The following is a 17060-nucleotide window of genomic DNA, read 5'->3' as shown; positions in this document are numbered from 1 at the left end:
CCTGCCCCGCATGCGCATTCTCATCCTCGGCGGGACGACCGAGGCCTCGGAGCTGGCGCAACTGCTCGCCGGCGACAGCCGTTTCGAGGCCACGCTCTCGCTCGCCGGCCGCACCGTCTCGCCCAAACCGCAACCTTTGCGGACACGCATCGGCGGCTTCGGCGGCATTGCGGGATTGGAGGCGTGGCTGCGCGATCATGCCGTCGAGGCGGTGATCGACGCGACGCATCCTTACGCCGACCAGATGGCGCGGCATGCCGTTGCGGCCTGCGAGGGGCTCGCGCTGCCGCTGGCGTCGATCCGCCGCGCGGCCTGGCCGCGCCAGGAGCGCGATCGCTGGATCGACGTCGCTACGCCGCAGGCTGCGGTGTCGGCCCTCGGACAGGATCCTGCACGCGTGTTTCTCAGCCTCGGCCGGCTGGAGCTCGCGGCCTTTGTCGCAGCTCCGCAGCACCACTACGTCGCGCGCACGATCGATCCGCCCGGAGACATCGCGCTGCCGCCCGACATCCGCTTCGTGTTCGACCGCGGTCCGTTCGACGAGACGAAGGAAGAGGCCTTCCTCACGCGGGAGCACATCGCCTTCGTCGTGTCGAAGAACTCCGGCGGCGCAGCGACCTATCCGAAGATCGCCGCCGCGCGGCGGCTGAACATCCCGGTCGTGATGATCGCGCGGCCCGACAAGCCGCATGGCGTGCCCCTGGACAGCGCGCGAGCCGCGGTGACCTGGCTGGAGGGACAGCTTGCTCATCGGCCGTCCTCGACTTCACGGCGCAGCGTGTAGACGAAGGGCGGCTTGCCGTCGCGCGCGATCAGGCGCGTCGCCGTCGATCCGATCAGGACGAGCGTTCGCATGTCGGCCTTTGCGGGATCGACCTCGCCAAGCGTCGTGATAATCCGGCTGACATCGCCGCTGCCGGCCGCGCGCACCATGACGACCACGGTCGAAGCCGGCTTCAGCTGCCGCAGCAGCGTGAAGGCTTCACCGAGCTGATGCGGCCGTGCCTTGGACAGCGGATTGTACAAGGCGATGACGAAGTCGGCGCCGGCTGCGGCCTCCAGGCGTCGCCGGATCGTCGCCCAGCTCTTGAGGTTATCGGACAGCGAGATCGCGCAGAAATCGCCGCCCAGCGGCGCTCCGACGTCGGCGGCGGCCGCCAGCATCGCCGTGACGCCGGGCTCCACCTGGATGTCGAGGTCGCGCCATTCAGGGCGTCCGGTCTCGATCGCCTCGAACACGGCCGCCGCCATCGCGAACACGCCGGGGTCGCCGCCCGACACTACCGCCACATTCCGGCCCTCGCTGGCCAGCGTGAGGGCATGTCGGGCACGCTCGAGCTCGACGCGGTTGTCGCTGGCATGGCGGATCTGCCCGGGATGGAGCGTCACCCTGTCGAGATAGGGACCGTAGCCGATCAGATCCGTCGCAGCCGCGATCGCCGCCGAGGCGGACGGCGTCATCAGCTCGGACCGGCCCGGGCCGACACCGACGATGGTGAGCGTGCCCGTCACAGCCGCCGCCCTTGTCCGGGGATCAGGATCATCGAGAAATACGGGCCGCGATCCAGCTCCACCTCGACCAGCGGCGTCACGCGTTGCGCGTCCATCGTGCCGCGCTCGACATAGATGGCGCGCGCGAGCAGTCCTGCCTGCGCAATGGCGCGCTTCACCTTGGGGAGATTACGGCCGACCTTCATGATCACGGCGGCCTCGCAGCGCGTCAGCCGGTCGTGCAAAACATCTTCGGCCAGCGTGCCCGGGAGCACCGTGAGGATGTCATCGCCCCAGGTGATCGGAACATTGGCCTTGGTCCAGCAGCCGGACATGCCGGTGACACCGGGGACGACCTCCACCGGATGGTCACGCTCGAGCCGCCGCCACATGTGCATGAACGAGCCATAGAAGAACGGATCGCCCTCGGACAACAAGCCGACGGACCGGCCCTCGGCCAGATGCGCCGCGATGCTGTCGGCAGCGCGGCGATAGAAGTCGCCGATCTGCGCCTGATAGGAGGGATCGGCGACCGGCACCTCCTCAGTGACAGGATATTCGAGCCGCAGCTCGTGACGGCCAGCGTCCATCAGCGGCGCCACGATCCGCCGCGCATTGCCTTCGATGCCGCGCTTGGCGAAGAACGCCACCACGTCGACGGAGCGGATCAGTCCGGCGGCGCGCAAGGTCAGATAGCGCACGTCGCCGGGCCCGACGCCGATACCATAGAGCGTGCCGGCGCTGGCCGAGCCTGCGATGGTGTCGAGCAGGCTCATTCGACGTCGCTCGCGATGGCGTTCACGGCCGCAACCGCCATGGCGCTGCCGCCCTTGCGTCCCCTGACGATCAGATAGGGCACGCGGCCGTCGGCCGCCAAGGCCTCCTTCGACTCTCGCGCGCCGACGAAGCCCACCGCCGTTCCGATCACCGCCGCCGGGCGCGGCGCGCCCTGGTCGAGCATGTCGAGCAGATGAAACAGCGAGGTCGGCGCATTGCCGATCGCCACCAGCGCGCCGGCGAGATGCGGCCGCCACAGCTCCAGCGCCGCGGCTGATCGTGTCGTGCCGAGCTGCGCGGCCAGTGCAGGCACTCCGGGGTCATCGAGCGTACAGATGATCTGGTTCTTCGCCGGCAGCCGCGGCCGCGTGATCCCCTGCGCCACCATCTTGGCATCGCACAGGATCGGCGCGCAGCGATCGAGGGCGGCGCGCGCCGCGGCCGCGAACTGCTTGGACATCTCGATGTCGGAGGTGATCTCGACCATGCCGCAAGCGTGGATGATGCGTACGGCGATCTTCTCTTCCAATCCATGGAAGCGCGACAGATCGGCCTCCGCGCGAATGGTCGCGAACGAGCGACGATAGATCTCGGCGCCGTCCTTGATGTAGTCGCGCAGGTCAGACATGGGCCTTCTCCCGCGATTTGAACAATCCATCGGCCGCGGCCGCCAGATCGGCCGGGCCGATCACGTCGCAGGCCTCGTTTTTCACGGTGCCGTTGCGGACGATGTTGTAGTGGTCGCCCTCCCCGACCAGCACGACGTCAGCAGATGCCGAGCGCGCGCAGCCCTTGGCGCAGCCGGAGACATGCAGGGCGCCGGCGAACCCGGTGCGGACCATCGCAGCCGCCAGCACGCGGGCATGCTCGCGCGTCGCGAGCGCCGTCGACGTGCAGCAGCCGACGCCCGAGCAGGCATCGATGCGCATCAACGGATCGGTATCGTCGACGATCAGGCCGAGCCGGGCCGCGTCTGCAACGAGCGCTGCTGCAGAATCACTCTCCGCCGCAACATAGAGCGCGCGCCATGGCGACAGGCGGACCTCCGACACATCCAAGGATGCGAGCAGCTCGGTGAGTTGCTCCAAGGTTTCGCTATCGATTCGGCCGAATGGAATGCCGAGCCCTACGGCATTTGAGTCCCCGGCCAGCGGCAGGCGACCTAGCCGCGGCGAAGCTGCACCTGAGGCGATCGTCTCGCGTGCATCGAGGCCAAGCTCGACAGCGACGATCGTGATCGCGTGCGGCGGCAGCATGGCCGAGCGGCGTGTCGGACTGTGCTGCAGAACGGTCCGCGCCAGCTTCGCCGCTACGGGTGCGGCATCAGCGAGGGCCGTCGATCCGAGCCACTCGACGCCATCTGGCCCCGTCAGACCAACGGCAATGTGAGGATCATCAGCCGAGCCACACGCGACGAGGCGAATATCCGCGGCAAGGTTCCTCAGCGGCAGCCTGCCGCCGCCATCGAGCGCGAAACCGAATTTGGCAGGCAGCGCCTGGAGCGCGTCATCAGACCCGAGCAGCGCTTCCAGCGCAGCGGCGACCGGGCGCATGTCGGTGAGCTCAGCCGGATCAAGCCCCGCCAGCGGATTGATCACGATGTTGCGGATCGCCTCCAGCTCGGCACTGTCGTCCAGCACGCCGAGCGAGGCCATCAGGTCCCAGAGCGGCGTCAGCGTCTCGGCCCGCACACCACGGATCTGCAGATTGGCGCGGCGGGTGAGATCGATCTCGCCATTGCCGAAGCGCCGCGCTGCTGCGGCAAGCTCACGCAAGGCGCTGACCGACAACGCGCCACTATGAGGGCGAACGCGCACGATCAGTCCGTCGCCGCTTTGCATCGGCCGTCGCGCGCCCGGGCACCAGCCCTTGATCTCGATCCCGGCGGTCACGACACCTTCTCCGTCTGCGCGAGGCGCGACCGCACGACCGCGAGCTCGTCGGCCACCGCATTCCGACGCGGCACCCACAACCGCCGGCGAAGCAGGTCCTCGAAACGGGCAGCCATCGCGGCAACAGCCGCGGGATTGCGCACGACCATGGCGTCCAACACTGCCTCGTCGCGCAGCAGCGCCCCATGCGCCAGATCAAACAGATGCTCGGGGATGGTCTCGGACGTGGCCGCGAACGCATAGAGCGCGTCGATCGCCTGCGCAATCTCGGCGACACCGCGATAGCCATGCGCCAGCATGCCCGAAATCCAGCGCGGATTGGCCACGCGGCCGCGCACCACGCGGGCGATCTCCTCGCCAAAGCTCCGCGCCTTCGGCGCCTCCGGGCGGCTGGTGTCGAGATGCAGCAGCGCGGGCGACGCGCCGAGCGAGGCTGCGGCAGCGGCAAATCCACCGGCGAAATCGGCGACCTCCTCGCCATCGAGCAGATCGCGCTCGCGGTCGTCCTGTGCATGCACGAGCGCGTCGGCGCTACGGACGCGCTCGCGGAACGTCGCCGGTGCCGACACGCCCTCGCGCTCCCCACCGAAACTGTGGCTCGCGCTCTCCAGATACGCCTCGCCAAGCTGCCCGCGGCTCTCCCAGGCCATGCCGAGCGCGAGATCGGCAGCCACGGCGCCGTAGCTGCCGGGCGCGCCGCCGAACACCCGTGCGAGAGACTCACCGCGCCGGCGCGCTGCCGCCAAGGGATTGTCTGCATTATCCTCGTCGAGCGCCGCCACCGTCTGCACGGCCAGATCGAACAGCGCGATCTGGGCTTCGAACAGATCGCGGAACAGGCCCGAGATTCGCAGCGTCGCATCGATACGCGGCCGGTCGAGCAGCGCCAGCGGCAGCACGTCGACGCCGGTAACGCGATTGGAGTTGAGGTCCCAGCGCGGCCGCACGCCGAGATAGGCCAAGGCCTGCGCGAGATCGTCGCCGCCCGTGCGCAGCGACGCCGAGGCCCAGAGATCGAGCATCAGCGAGCGGGGGTAGTCGCCGTGGTCCTGGAGATAGCGCCGGATGACTTCGTCGGCCGCGCGCACGCCGACCAGCGCCGCGGTCCGGGTCGGAATCGCCCGCGGATCGATGGCGGTGAGATTGCGCCCGGTCGGCAGCACGTCGAGCCGCCCGCGGCTAGGTGCGCCGGCTGGACCCGCAGCGACGCGACGGCCATCGAGCGCCGCGAGCAACGCACTGCGCTCGACCGCAGCGCTCGCCTGCAGCCGGGCTACGACGTCCGTGCGATCGAGAACGCTACCTGCTTGCCCGGCGGCTGCCGTCATGGCGTCCGCCAGCAGGCCGATCGCCGCGGTGTCGGGAGCTTGGCCGAAGACATGGAGACGATCGCGCACGGCCAGCTCCTTGATGTCGCACAACTGCGCATCGAGCTGCGCAATCGCCTCGCGTCCGCTCATCGTCCGATCGAGCCCGCAATCGGCGGCAAGGCCGCTCTGCCAGGCCCGCGCGATGATCTCGTCCTCGAGCAGCCTCAGACGACGTTTGTCGAGCCCGTCGGCCTCGGCATATTCCTCGACGAGGCCTTCCAGCTCGAGCAGCGGACCGTGCAGACCCGCTTGCGACAGCGGCGGCGTCAGATGCCCGAGCGTGAGCGCCGCGAGACGGCGCTTGGCCTGCATCGCCTCGCCGGGATTGTTGACGATGAACGGATAGATCACCGGCACTGGCCCGAGCACCGCTTCGGGCCAACACGCGTTCGACAATGCCAGCGCCTTGCCCGGCAGCCATTCCAGCGTGCCATGGGCGCCGAGATGGATCAGCGCATCGATCGTCTCGGCCTCACGCAGATGCGCGTAGAGCGCGACATAGGCATGCCGCGGCGGCACGGTCGTATCATGGTAGCCAGACTTGCGATCGGCGCGGCTGCCGCGATCCGGCTGCAGCAGAATTGTGATCTTTCCCGCGCGCAGCACGGGAAACCGAAACGCGCCATCGCGGAACGCCGGATCGGCGTCCGCCTCACCCCAGCTCTCCTGCAAGACGCGCTGCAGATCGTCGGGCAACAGCGTCAACGCGCGTTGATAAATCGAGAGCGGGACAACGAGCTCATCGGCATCGTCTCGCAGCAGTGCCTCGACGGCGTTGGCGGCCGGAGGCGCATCGCCGACATCATACCCCGCCTCGGCCAAGAGTCCGGCGATCCCCGCAGCGCTCGCGCTGGTGTCGAGGCCGACGGCATAGCCACGCCGTCCGCCGCGCGCAGGATAATCGGACAGCACCAGCGCGACGCGGCGCGACGCGGCCGGTAAACCACGCAAGCGCGCCCAGCGCGCAGCGAGCCGCGCGACGAAACTGATCCGATCGTCCTGCGTCACATAGCGCGCCGCGCCGAATTGCAGGCGCTCGTCGACCGGCATCTCGCCCTTGAAGGCGATCGGCCGCGCCAGCAGCCGGCCATCGAGCTCCGGCAGCACGACGTTCATCGCGAGGTCCGTCGGCGACAATCCGCGCGACGAGGATACCCAAGCTTCCTCGGAGCTCTGCGCCTGCACGATCTGCAGCACCGGGACATCAGCGACATCCAGGACGGTCGTGCCGTCATCGCGCAACGCCGAGAAGGCGGTCGCATTCAGGATGATCGCGGGAGCCCGCTGTCGGATCAGTCGCGCCAGCGGATGGGCAATGCTCGGATCCTTCAGGCTGGTGACCGCAACGGCGGGCGCCGCCAGACCTACGCGCTCCAGCGCCCGCATCAGCTCCGCGATAGCAGCAGTATCCGCGGCGAGCAGGCTCGCGCGGTAGAACACGATCAGCGCGGTAGGGCGCGGCTCGCTTCGGCAGAGATCGTCGACGGCAACGGCGCCGCGATCGGGCACGAAGCCGACGATCGAGCCGATCGCGACCGGGTCGGCAAATGGCATCGTGCGGCCGAGCAGCGTGGCGAGGTAGCGCAGCGCCTCCCGCGCATTGCCGACGCCGCCTTCATGCAGATATCCATAGAGGCGCGCGGTCGCGTCGTTCGGCAACGTCGAGAGCTCATCGAGGCGGTCATCGGCGCGGTCGTCGCCCGGCAAGGCCGCAAGAAGGATCTTGCGGCTCCGGCAAACGGCTGCGATGCGCTCCATCCCGTAACGCCAATAGTCGAGCCCACCGAGGCAGCGCACCACCACGGCGCGGGCCCCGACGATGACGTTGTCGATGTACAGATCCACCGACATCGGATGCTTCAGCCGCTTCAGGCTGGCGAGGCGCAGGCTCGGCAGATCGGCGGACGCCCCGGTCCAGGCCTCTGCCAGTGCCGTCAGATCGCTGTCGGAGAACGACAGCACGACGATGTCGGCCGGCGACTGCGCGAGATCGACGGCCTGTTCGAGGTCGTCCAGGTCTGCGCCGGATGTCGCCAGAAGGTGCATCGTCCTCGCCTAGCCTGCGATCACGCTCTTGATCGCGGCCGCATCGAGCCCGCGCTCGCCGATGATCACGAGCCGGCCCTGCCGCGATTCGTCCGCGCGCCATGGCCGCTCGAACTGATGCTGGATGCGGCTGCCGACGGCCTGCACCAGCAGGCGCAGCGGCTTGCCGGCCACTTCCACGAAGCCTTTCACGCGGAGCACGTCATGCGCATCGACCGCCGCGGCGATGCGGTCGACCAGCACCTCCGGCGAGGTCTGCGGCGGCACGTCGAGCACGAAGCTCTCGAAATCGTCGTGATCGTGCTCGGCCTCGTTGTCGTGATGTGACGGCCGCGCCGCGAGATCGTCTTCCGCGGCCGCACCAAGTCCGAGCAGCACGGACGCCGAGAGCTGGCCGTGCTCCGTCGCGATCACCTTGACGGCGCGCTGCACCTTCGCAGCAATCTCGGACGCAACCGCCTTGCGCTCCTCGTCGCTCATCAGGTCGCTCTTGTTCATGACGACGAGATCGGCGCACAGCAGCTGATCCTCGTAGACCTCCTCGAGCGGATTGTCGTGATCGAGCGAATCGTCGGCGGCGCGCTGCGCCGCGAGCGCCTCGGGATCATCGGCGAAGCGACCCGCCACGACAGCCGGGCCATCGACCACCGCGACGACACCGTCGACCGTGACGCGCGTCGCGATCTCCGGCCAGTTGAAAGCCTGCACCAGCGGCTTCGGCAGTGCCAGGCCCGACGTCTCGATCACGATGTGCTCGGGCGGCTCCTTCTGGTCGAGCAGGCTCTTGAGCGCCGGCACGAAATCATCAGCCACGGTGCAGCACAGACAGCCGTTGGAGAGCTCGACGATACGATCCTCCGGGCAATCCGGCACGCCGCAGCCTTTGAGAATGTCGCCATCGATGCCGACATCGCCGAACTCGTTGACGATGATCGCGAGCCGGCGGCCATTGGCGGTCTCGATCAGGTTGCGCACCAGCGTGGTCTTCCCGGCACCGAGAAAGCCGGTGACGATGGTGCAGGGCGTCTTGGCATAGGACTTGGCATAGGACTTGGTCATGGCGACCTCTTCTCAGTTCGGCGTCGCCAGCGCAGGCACGCGCGCAACGGTGTTCTTGCGGATGTATTCCGGACGCTCGCGCCACGCCGGCAGACCAGCCTCGTGGCGCTGATGCAGTTGCGCGAATGTCAGAACATCCTGCGCATGCAGATCCGGATCGAGCGCGCCGAGCACATAGGTCCATTTGCCCGGCGCCGTCACGGCAACCGTGCAGGCACGATTGCAGTTGGACAGGCACTCCACACCGACCACCGTCACGCCGGCTCGCTGCTCGGCCGGCACAGCCTCGATCGCCGAGAGCAGACGGGCCCCCGCACGCGGCTGATCAGATGAAGCAGCGTCGGGGACCTGCGCGCGGCAGGTGACGCAGACGAACAGCGTCGTCGCGCCGATCTCTGATGATGACATTGATCAGCCGATCACGCCGGCCGCCGTCGCCGCGGCGACACCGCCCACCAGCACGATGGCCGCGCCGGCGATCCGCACGGCCGGCGGGGCGATCGCGTCCGCCTTCGCAGACAGCAGCTTCGTGCCGAGGAAGGCACCCGCAGCAATCACGGTCTGGATCACCAGCAGGCCGGCGAAATACGCGCCGAGCGGCGTGTTCTCAGCCCCGACGATCGACTCGCCCAGAGCATAGCCATGGAACAGGCCGGTCACCGCGAACAGGCCCGCGACCGGCAGCACGCCGAAACCGCCGCGCATCACCACCACGAGGCCGACGAGCGCGGTGGAGAGGCCGACCAGCAGCTCGGCCGCCGGGATGTTGGCCTTCGCCAGATGGAGGCCGACACCGGCGATCATTGCCGTGGTGAAGGCAAGCACCGGTGCAAAGCCGCGGCCGAGCACCGCGGCAACGATGCCGGCGCCGACGATGGCGGCGAAATGATCGAGCCCGATCACGGGATGACCTAGGCCGGACAGCAGCCCCTGCGCAAAGGTCTGCGGCAGCCTGCCGTCCATCATGTGATGCGCGAAGGCGGGCTCTGCGGCGAGCAGAACGAAGCTCGCGAGCGCGCAGGTGGAATAACGGGTAAACTTCATGGCCGTCTCCGTCGCTTGCCGGATCCCCCAGAGGACCGGACGATGCGCTGCATCCGACGGCATCCCGCCCATCCCGGCAGGATCAGAACCAGCATCGCGACTCCCCGCGCGACGGGTCGGCCAACAGCAATGTCGACGGCAGGTCTCCTGGCTCTCGGGTCGCTGCGTGAAACCACCTTCCCGGTTGCCCAGTGGTGTCTTGGCCTCACACTCGCCGATTACAGTTGCGGGGGCAGCCACGGCCTAGGGCGAGGAGCCCGCACCGTGTTCCCTAAATCTCTCCTTTCGGAGAACCGTCATCTGTTAGATACGGGTCGGGCCAAAGCCCGTCAATCGGAATCGTCCCCATGACCCCTGCCCCCCCGCACCCCGCTCTACCGCGCCTCACTTTGGTGCTCGGCGGGGCGCGCTCGGGCAAGAGCCGTCATGCCGAGGCGCTGGTCACCGCCACGGCGCCGCCCTGGATCTATGTTGCGACTGCGCAGGCCTTCGATGATGAAATGAGCGAGCGCATTGCCCATCATCGGATGCGGCGCGCCGAGGGATGGCAGACGCTGGAGACCCCGCAAGATCTCGCCGGCCTCATCCGCGCGCGCGCGGAACAGCCCGCGCCGATGCTGATCGATTGCCTGACCCTGTGGCTCAGCAACGTTATGCTTGCCAACAGGGACGTTCCAGCAGCTTGCGCCGAGTTGATCGATACGCTCAGGACTGCGCGCGGCCCGATCGTCGCCGTCTCCAACGAGGTCGGTCTCGGCATCGTGCCGGGCAACGCGCTGGCCCGCGCCTTTCGCGATGCCCAGGGTCGGCTGAACCAGGATGTCGCGGCGCTGGCGGATCGCGTGATTCTGATGGCGGCCGGATTGCCGCTCGTCTTGAAATGAAGCAGAGGACAAACCGATGACCGAGAGCGCCGACGATTCGCGCCACAAAGCCAAGATGGAGAACCGCAAGGCGGTGCAGGATGCCGAGGTCGCTTCGAAGACCGTCGAGAAAGGCCTCCTCATCGTCCACACCGGCAAAGGCAAGGGCAAATCCACCGCAGCGTGGGGCCTGATGCTGCGCGCCCTCGGCCGCGGCTTCCGCATCGGCGTGGTGCAATTCGGCAAGGGTGCGTGGGAGACCGGCGAGCGCAAGGCGATCGCGACCTTCGGCGATCAGGTCTCATGGCATACCCTCGGCGAAGGCTTTACCTGGGAAACACAGGACCGCGCGCGGGACGTCGCAGCGGCCGAGCGGGCCTGGGCCAAGGCGAAGGAGTTGATGGCCGATCCGTCGATCCGGCTCGTCATCCTCGACGAGCTCAACATCGCGCTGCGCTATGATCACCTTCCGATCGGCGACGTCGTCGCGACGCTCGCCGCGCGCCGTCCCGATCTGCACGTCGTCGTCACCGGCCGCAACGCCAAGCCGGAGTTGATCGAGGCCGCCGATCTCGTCACCGAAATGAATCTGGTCAAGCATCACTTCTCGGCCGGCGTGAAGGCGCAGGAAGGCATCGAGTTCTAAACCATGGGCGCGCGCGCCATCATGTTCCAGGGCACCGGCTCCGACGTCGGCAAGTCGCTGATCGTCGCGGGCCTCGCGCGCGCGCTGACCTTGCGCGGTCTGAAGGTGGCGCCGTTCAAGCCGCAGAACATGTCAAACAACGCAGCCGTCACCGCCGACGGCGGCGAGATCGGCCGGGCCCAGGCGCTGCAGGCGCGCGCGGCGCGCCGACCGATGACGGTGCACATGAATCCGGTGCTTCTGAAGCCGCAGAGCGAGATCGGCTCGCAGGTCGTGGTTCAGGGCCGCGTGATCGGCAATGCCAAGGCATCGGCCTATCAGGCCATGAAGCCGCAATTGATGACGGCGGTGCTCGACAGCTTCTATCATCTCGCGGCCGATGCGGACATCGTGCTGGTCGAAGGTGCAGGCTCGGCCTCCGAGATCAATCTGCGCGCCGGAGACATCGCCAACATGGGCTTTGCACAAGCGGTCCAGAGTCCGGTGGTGCTGATCGGCGACATCGATCGCGGCGGGGTCATCGCGAGCCTCGTCGGCACCAAGGCGGTGCTCGCCCCGGAGGATGCCAGTCTCGTCGCAGGTTTTCTCGTCAACAAGTTTCGCGGTGACCCCGCTCTGTTTGCATCCGGCATGCACGAGATCGCGACACGGACCGGATGGACGTCGCTCGGCCTCATCCCGCATTTTTCCGACGCGCGTCGTCTGCCCGCGGAGGATGCGCTGGGACTCCCGGAACGCAGCGCAGGGGGCGGACAACGCCCGAAGGCCGTCGTGCTCGCTTATCCTCGCATCTCCAATTTCGACGAATTCGATCCGCTTCGCCTCGAGGATGGCATCGACCTGCACTTCCTCCGGCCGGGCACGCCGATCCCCGGCGATGCGGTCATCGTGATCCTGCCCGGCTCGAAGGCGACCATCGCCGATCTCGCCGCCTTGCGCGGGACCGGCTGGGACGTCGATCTCTTGGCGCATCTGCGCCGCGGCGGCCACGTGCTCGGCATCTGCGGCGGCTATCAGATGCTCGGACGAACCATCAGCGATCCCGACGGACGGGAGGGTGAGCCAGCTTCTGTCGAAGGCCTTGGACTGCTCGATGTCACAACCACCCTGACGGACGACAAGGCGCTCCGCGAGGTCCAGGGCACGCTGATGCATGATCAGGTGTCGTTCCGCGGCTACGAGATGCATATCGGCCGCACGGAGGGTCCAGCCACCGCAAGTCCCTTCCTGACCTTCGCCGACGGCCGCTGCGACGGGGCTGTAGCAGCCGACGGCCAGATCGCCGGCTGCTATGTGCATGGCCTGTTCGCTGATGATGGCCTGCGCGCGCATTGGCTGCGGCAGTTCGGCGCGACGACGACGGGCCTTGCCTACGAGCGCGATGTCGACGCCACCCTGGATGCGCTCGCAGCGCATCTGGAGCGCCATGTCGATGTCAACGGCCTTCTTGCACTGGCGCGCGCGCCCATCCCACGTGGGAGTTCATAGCGCCTAGATGAGGAAAATGACGGCCATGACGAGAGCCTGAACAAGGCATGCCAGCCGGTAGAGCCGTAACGCGCGCCGGATGTCGGCGGCCTTCAGATCAGCGCGACCGTTTCCCATCCAGGAATCGGTGACGAGCTGCCCGTGATAGACGCGCGGCCCGGCCAAGCGCAGCCCAAGAGCTCCCGCCATCGCTGCCTCGGGCCAGCCGGCATTCGGCGAGCGATGCTTGGAGGCGTCGCGTGCGACGCTCTGCAGGGCAGCCTCGGATGACGCGCCGGCCACACAGCAGGCTGCCGCCGCAATCCACACCGCCGACAACCGCGAGGCCGGCAGGTTGATGAGATCATCGAGCCGCGCCGCCGCCCAGCCGAACGCCCGGTGACGATCCGACAAATGTCCGATCATGCTGTCGGCGGTGTTGATCGCCTTGTAGATCAGGATGCCGGGAAGACCGCCGACAAACAGCCAGAACAAGGGCGCTACGACGCCATCCGAGAAATTCTCGGCGAGACTTTCGATCGCTGCGCGCGACACGCCGGCCTCATCCAGACGCTCGGGATCGCGCCCGACGATCATGGCCACGGCGCGACGGCCACCGTCGAGGCCTGAGGTTTCCAATCCCTCCGCAACGGCGGCGACATGCGTGTCGAGACTGCGCTGCGCCAGCAGGCTGCTCGCCATCACGGCGAGCATGAGAGTTGCGGCGATGTCGCCAAGAGCGGCCGTGAAGAGCCAGGTTGCAGCCAGGCCGATGGCGGCCATCCCGGCCACGAGCAGAACCACCAGCGCGACGCCGTACGCCCGGCGCGTCGCAAAGCTGTCGCCGTCGCCGTTCCAGCGGCGGTCGGCCCATGCTATCAGCGCGCCGATCCACATCACGGGGTGGCCGATGCGCTGCACCAGGATTTGAGGGTAACCAGCGGCCGCCTCGATGAGGAGCGCCGCGAGCGCGAGAGAGACGAACATCGATCTCCGCTAAGGAACAGACATGGACCAGAGAGCGACTAGCACGCGATCCGAGACGCCGGAAGCCATCGTGCATGGCGGCGATCTCGATACGATCAGCCGTCGCTACCCCGATGCGCCGCGTCCCTGGATCGACCTGTCGACCGGCATCAACCCCGTCCCCTACTCTTTGCCCGAGCTTGCGCCCGGCAGTTGGGCGCGTTTGCCGAGCAAGACCGAAGAGCACGCGCTGCTGACCGCGGCGGCGGCGCGCTACGGCGTGCCGGAGCCCATGACGATCGTGGCGGCGCCGGGCACGCAGGCGCTGCTGCAGGTGCTGCCAAGACTGCGTCCGCGCTCGCGCGTCGCCGTGCTCGCGCCGACCTATGAGGAGCACGCGCTGTGCTGGCGACGCTGTGGCCATCGGGTCGAACTGGTCGACGACCTCGATGCGCTCGCCGGGGCCGATGTCGCAGTGATGGTCAATCCCAACAATCCGACCGGCCGCCTGCACCCGCGCGATGCGCTGGTCCGGCTGGCATCGACCTTGCGTCGGCGCGACGGCCTGATGATCGTCGATGAAGCCTTCATCGACCTGTATCCTCCTGAAGCGAGCCTGGCGGCCGACCTGCCGCCCGCCACGATCGTGCTGCGCTCGTTCGGAAAGGTCTACGGTCTCGCCGGAATCCGCCTCGGCTTTGCGATCAGCTCCGACGAGATCATACGGCACATCCGCGACGAGCTCGGGCCGTGGGCGGTCTCGGGACCAGCACTCGCCGTCGGGACGGCTGCGCTGGCGGACGACGCGTGGCTGCAGCAGACACGTGCGCGCCTGGCCAAGGATTGCGTGCGCATCGACACGCTTCTATCCAAGGCTGGTTGTATGGCTATCGGCGGCACACCGCTGTTCCGGCTCGTCGCCACGGCCAACGCGGCCGAGATCGCCGAGCGCCTCGCGCGTCACGGCATTCATGTCCGCCGCTTCCCGGCGCAGCCGAGCTGGCTGCGGTTCGGACTGCCGGGCGATGAAGCGCAGTGGCAGCGGCTCGCGGAAGCGCTTGCCGGCTAGCCGAGCACGCACGCGGCGAGCAGCAGCGTCTCCGTCACCTCGATGCTCGCGCCATGACAATCGCCGGTGATGCCGCCGAGCCGCCATTGCCAATAGAACGCGATCGCCGGGATCAGCAGGATGGCGATCAAGGTCGGAACTGCACCCACGAGCGCGCCGATGGCGAGCAGGCCGCCCCATCCGATGATGACATTCCAGCCGACGCCGTTCGAAACGCTGGCGCCGAGCCCCGGCTTCAACGACAGCAGCGTCTCGGTGCAGACCAACGTCCCCAGGCGGGCCCAGGCCGGGATGAGCAGGAGGGCCCAGGCCGTCGGACCCGTGGCCAGCTCGGCGATCAACACCAGCTTCACCACGATCTGCAGCGCGATCGCGACGACGGCGAAGCTGCCGGCATGGGGATCACCGAGCACGACGACGAAACGCTCGGGCTTGCCATGCGAGGCGCCGAACGCGTCGGCGACATCGCCGAGCCCGTCGAGATGCAGCGCGCCGGTGATCCAGATCCAGCCGACGAGGACGGCAAGCGCGACGATCCACGGATCGGCGCTCTGCAACACCCGAGCGAGAATCGCGAGACAGGCACCGATCACCAGGCCGGCAGCCGGAAACCATATTGACGCCCGCGCGAGATCATCGGGTCGCGAGTCCGCGACACGCGGTGTCGGCAGACGCGTCAGGAATTGCAGGGCGATCCAGAATTCACGCACACTCATGGCTGGATGATCTCGATGATTTCGGCCCACGGCGCGCCATCCGCGCTCTGCCCGGCTTCGAGCGTGAGACGGGTGCCGGGATGAATGCGCAGACTCCATAGCTGGTGCAAGGGCCAGCCGAGCAGATGCGCCAGCGCGGCGCGGATCGCCCCGCCATGCGTGAGGACGAGGACCGGCGCAGGCTCCGGCGTGGCGAGAATGCGATCCACCGCGCGCGACACCCGCGCCTGCAGATCCGCCCAGCTCTCTCCGTCGGGCGGTGCCACTGCCGGGTCAGCATAGAAGGCCTCGAGCAAGGCGGCTCGTTCAGGGTCGCTCACGATGTCGCGGCGCTTGCGTCCGTCCCATCGTCCGAAATCCAGTTCGCTCCAATCCGGATCGACCTGCAGCACACAGCCGGCGTGTCGGGCATAATCCTCCGCTGCCGCACGCGCCCGCGCCAAAGGCGAGCTCACGACCCGGCGCCATGCCTTGCTTTGCGTCTGCCGCCGGAATTGCGCCCAGCCCGTCTCGCTCAGCGGCGGATCGGTGCGGCCGTCGAGATAGCCGTCGCGCCCGGTGGTGCCATGCCGCAGCAGGTCGACCCGCATCAGGCCTCGCGCCCGGAGACGGCGGCCTCCGCGAACGTCGCCATGCCGTTGTGGAGTGCGCAGGCGAGCCGGATGATCGGCAGCGCCGTGGCCGCGCCCGAGGCTTCGCCGAGCCGGAGATCGAGATCGATCAACGCGCGGGCACCGAGCGCCTCGAGCACCAGGGCATGGCCGCGCTCGGCCGAGCGATGCGAGAACAGCAGCCAGGGCCGGCACGACGGATTGAGCCTGACCGCAACCAGCGCTGCAACCGAGACGATGAAGCCATCGACCAGCACCGGCCACCGCCGTTGCGCAGCCGCGATGATGGCGCCGGCCATCGCGATGATCTCGAGACCGCCGACGGCGGCCAGGACATCCGCCACGGCGGCGTCAGTGTTCACCCCATGCCGCGCCAGCGCATCACCGATGACCCTGGCCTTGCGGGCCCGCCCATCGGCATCGAGCCCCGTGCCGCTGCCGACGATCTGGGCCGGCGCGCAGGGCAGCAGCGCGGCGGCAATCGCGGCAGCTGACGTCGTGTTGCCGATCCCCATCTCACCGAAGATCACGAGATCAGGCGAATGACCGGACTGCCGCGCGACCGCTCGCCGCCCAGCCTCGCAGGCGAAGGCCACCTCCTCCGGCGTCAGCGCGGGCTCGACGCTGAAGTCGCGGGTGCCGCGCCGCGGCTTGTCGACGACGATACCGCGCATCGGTTCATCCGCGAGCGTGCCAACATCGACCACCTCCAACGGGCACCCCAGGCTCCGAGCCAGCACCGCGATCGCCGCGCCGCCGCCGGCGAAATTGTGCAGCATCTGCACGGTGACTTCCGGCGGATAGGCCGAAACTCCCTGAGCCGCGATGCCGTGATCCCCGGCAAACAGCACCACGGGGGCTCGATCCGCTCCCGGCCGGTCCACAGCCTGCAGCGCCGCCAATTCGACAGCGACCTCCTCCAGCCGGCCGAGCGCGCCGAGCGGTTTGGTCAGTTGCGCCTGGCGCGCGAGAGCGGCTTTTCGATGCGCCTCGGACGGCGCCGGACACTCCGAATTGATCCAGTCAGGGAGCACGATCTGTCC

The 17060-nt window shown here is 68.2% G+C and carries 17 protein-coding genes and 1 riboswitch; of the genes, 5 read left to right on the top strand and 12 right to left on the bottom strand.

Annotated elements, in window-relative coordinates; all coding sequences use genetic code 11:
* Positions 1–10: 10 nt before the first annotated feature.
* Positions 11–784, top strand: coding sequence for a cobalt-precorrin-6A reductase (locus tag NLR35_RS24725; RefSeq protein WP_257169132.1), 774 nt, complete (start codon positions 11–13; stop codon positions 782–784).
* Here NLR35_RS24725 and cobJ read toward each other — a convergent pair.
* The 8 genes from cobJ to NLR35_RS24685 are packed head-to-tail and all read right to left on the bottom strand — an operon-like array spanning position 748 to position 9679.
* Positions 748–1512, bottom strand: coding sequence for a precorrin-3B C(17)-methyltransferase (gene cobJ, locus NLR35_RS24720; protein WP_257169131.1), 765 nt, complete (start codon positions 1510–1512; stop codon positions 748–750). The two genes, NLR35_RS24725 and cobJ, sit on opposite strands and share 37 nt — an antisense overlap.
* Positions 1509–2267: a precorrin-2 C(20)-methyltransferase gene (locus tag NLR35_RS24715; RefSeq protein WP_257169130.1), complete on the bottom strand. Its 759-nt coding sequence runs from the start codon at positions 2265–2267 to the stop codon at positions 1509–1511. The genes cobJ and NLR35_RS24715 overlap by 4 nt, the downstream gene beginning before the upstream one ends.
* Positions 2264–2896: a precorrin-8X methylmutase gene (locus NLR35_RS24710; RefSeq protein WP_257169129.1), complete on the bottom strand. Its 633-nt coding sequence runs from the start codon at positions 2894–2896 to the stop codon at positions 2264–2266. The genes NLR35_RS24715 and NLR35_RS24710 overlap by 4 nt, the downstream gene beginning before the upstream one ends.
* Entirely contained in the window at positions 2889–4160 is a 1272-nt protein-coding gene (gene cobG, locus NLR35_RS24705) for a precorrin-3B synthase (RefSeq protein WP_257169128.1), read from the bottom strand. Before cobG ends, NLR35_RS24710 begins: the two co-directional genes overlap by 8 nt.
* Positions 4157–7576 carry a cobaltochelatase subunit CobN gene (gene cobN / locus NLR35_RS24700; RefSeq protein WP_257169127.1) on the bottom strand — a complete coding sequence of 1140 codons (3420 nt, stop codon included), beginning with the start codon at positions 7574–7576 and terminating at the stop codon, positions 4157–4159. Before cobN ends, cobG begins: the two co-directional genes overlap by 4 nt.
* A gap of 9 nt (positions 7577–7585) precedes the next feature.
* A complete protein-coding gene (gene cobW / locus NLR35_RS24695; protein WP_257169126.1) occupies positions 7586–8635 on the bottom strand; it encodes a cobalamin biosynthesis protein CobW in 1050 nt (349 codons plus the stop codon).
* Between the two features lie 12 nt (positions 8636–8647).
* Positions 8648–9043, bottom strand: a complete 396-nt coding sequence (locus NLR35_RS24690) for a DUF1636 domain-containing protein (RefSeq protein ID WP_006610643.1) — start codon at positions 9041–9043, stop codon at positions 8648–8650.
* A 3-nt stretch (positions 9044–9046) separates the two neighbouring features.
* On the bottom strand, positions 9047–9679 hold the full coding sequence (locus tag NLR35_RS24685) for a HupE/UreJ family protein (RefSeq protein WP_257169125.1): 633 nt from the start codon (positions 9677–9679) through the stop codon (positions 9047–9049).
* A 119-nt stretch (positions 9680–9798) separates the two neighbouring features.
* Positions 9799–9992, bottom strand: a riboswitch (cobalamin riboswitch).
* 34 nt (positions 9993–10026) lie between these two features.
* Between NLR35_RS24685 and cobU the strand changes: the two genes are divergently transcribed.
* From cobU to NLR35_RS24670, 3 genes are read left to right on the top strand one after another with little or no spacing between them, the layout of a single operon-like run.
* Positions 10027–10563, top strand: coding sequence for a bifunctional adenosylcobinamide kinase/adenosylcobinamide-phosphate guanylyltransferase (gene cobU, locus NLR35_RS24680; RefSeq protein WP_257169124.1), 537 nt, complete (start codon positions 10027–10029; stop codon positions 10561–10563).
* 16 nt (positions 10564–10579) lie between these two features.
* Complete coding sequence (gene cobO / locus NLR35_RS24675) at positions 10580–11188, top strand: cob(I)yrinic acid a,c-diamide adenosyltransferase (RefSeq protein WP_257169123.1); 609 nt, start codon at positions 10580–10582, stop codon at positions 11186–11188.
* A gap of 3 nt (positions 11189–11191) precedes the next feature.
* A complete protein-coding gene (locus tag NLR35_RS24670; protein ID WP_257169122.1) occupies positions 11192–12676 on the top strand; it encodes a cobyric acid synthase in 1485 nt (494 codons plus the stop codon).
* A 3-nt stretch (positions 12677–12679) separates the two neighbouring features.
* Here the strand turns inward: NLR35_RS24670 and cbiB are convergent, their stop codons facing one another.
* Positions 12680–13642, bottom strand: a complete 963-nt coding sequence (gene cbiB / locus NLR35_RS24665; protein WP_257169121.1) for an adenosylcobinamide-phosphate synthase CbiB — start codon at positions 13640–13642, stop codon at positions 12680–12682.
* Positions 13643–13664: 22 nt separating this feature from the next.
* On the opposite strand from cbiB, the gene cobD reads away from it, so the two are divergent.
* Positions 13665–14690, top strand: coding sequence for a threonine-phosphate decarboxylase CobD (cobD, locus tag NLR35_RS24660; RefSeq protein WP_257169120.1), 1026 nt, complete (start codon positions 13665–13667; stop codon positions 14688–14690).
* Here cobD and cobS read toward each other — a convergent pair.
* The 3 genes from cobS to cobT are packed head-to-tail and all read right to left on the bottom strand — an operon-like array spanning position 14687 to position 17051.
* Positions 14687–15406, bottom strand: a complete 720-nt coding sequence (gene cobS, locus NLR35_RS24655; protein ID WP_257169119.1) for an adenosylcobinamide-GDP ribazoletransferase — start codon at positions 15404–15406, stop codon at positions 14687–14689. The two genes, cobD and cobS, sit on opposite strands and share 4 nt — an antisense overlap.
* A complete protein-coding gene (locus tag NLR35_RS24650; protein ID WP_257169118.1) occupies positions 15403–15996 on the bottom strand; it encodes a histidine phosphatase family protein in 594 nt (197 codons plus the stop codon). The genes cobS and NLR35_RS24650 overlap by 4 nt, the downstream gene beginning before the upstream one ends.
* On the bottom strand, positions 15996–17051 hold the full coding sequence (gene cobT, locus NLR35_RS24645; protein WP_257169117.1) for a nicotinate-nucleotide--dimethylbenzimidazole phosphoribosyltransferase: 1056 nt from the start codon (positions 17049–17051) through the stop codon (positions 15996–15998). Before cobT ends, NLR35_RS24650 begins: the two co-directional genes overlap by 1 nt.
* Positions 17052–17060: the final 9 nt, after the last annotated feature.

Source organism: Bradyrhizobium sp. SRS-191, from assembly GCF_024586915.1.
Taxonomy (GTDB): domain Bacteria; phylum Pseudomonadota; class Alphaproteobacteria; order Rhizobiales; family Xanthobacteraceae; genus Bradyrhizobium.
This window is presented reverse-complemented; position numbering and strand designations above follow the sequence as displayed.

What these genes read in the sequence shown, in the direction of transcription:
- NLR35_RS24710 (WP_257169129.1), bottom strand. Translation starts at nt 2,896, where the DNA reads ATGTCTGACCTGCGCGACTACATCAAGGACGGCGCCGAGATCTATCGT.
- NLR35_RS24685 (WP_257169125.1), bottom strand. Translation starts at nt 9,679, where the DNA reads ATGAAGTTTACCCGTTATTCCACCTGCGCGCTCGCGAGCTTCGTTCTG.
- cobN (WP_257169127.1), bottom strand. Translation starts at nt 7,576, where the DNA reads ATGCACCTTCTGGCGACATCCGGCGCAGACCTGGACGACCTCGAACAG.
- NLR35_RS24650 (WP_257169118.1), bottom strand. Translation starts at nt 15,996, where the DNA reads ATGCGGGTCGACCTGCTGCGGCATGGCACCACCGGGCGCGACGGCTAT.
- cobW (WP_257169126.1), bottom strand. Translation starts at nt 8,635, where the DNA reads ATGACCAAGTCCTATGCCAAGTCCTATGCCAAGACGCCCTGCACCATC.
- NLR35_RS24690 (WP_006610643.1), bottom strand. Translation starts at nt 9,043, where the DNA reads ATGTCATCATCAGAGATCGGCGCGACGACGCTGTTCGTCTGCGTCACC.
- cbiB (WP_257169121.1), bottom strand. Translation starts at nt 13,642, where the DNA reads ATGTTCGTCTCTCTCGCGCTCGCGGCGCTCCTCATCGAGGCGGCCGCT.
- cobU (WP_257169124.1), top strand. Translation starts at nt 10,027, where the DNA reads ATGACCCCTGCCCCCCCGCACCCCGCTCTACCGCGCCTCACTTTGGTG.
- cobO (WP_257169123.1), top strand. Translation starts at nt 10,580, where the DNA reads ATGACCGAGAGCGCCGACGATTCGCGCCACAAAGCCAAGATGGAGAAC.
- NLR35_RS24670 (WP_257169122.1), top strand. Translation starts at nt 11,192, where the DNA reads ATGGGCGCGCGCGCCATCATGTTCCAGGGCACCGGCTCCGACGTCGGC.
- cobS (WP_257169119.1), bottom strand. Translation starts at nt 15,406, where the DNA reads ATGAGTGTGCGTGAATTCTGGATCGCCCTGCAATTCCTGACGCGTCTG.
- cobD (WP_257169120.1), top strand. Translation starts at nt 13,665, where the DNA reads ATGGACCAGAGAGCGACTAGCACGCGATCCGAGACGCCGGAAGCCATC.
- NLR35_RS24715 (WP_257169130.1), bottom strand. Translation starts at nt 2,267, where the DNA reads ATGAGCCTGCTCGACACCATCGCAGGCTCGGCCAGCGCCGGCACGCTC.
- NLR35_RS24725 (WP_257169132.1), top strand. Translation starts at nt 11, where the DNA reads ATGCGCATTCTCATCCTCGGCGGGACGACCGAGGCCTCGGAGCTGGCG.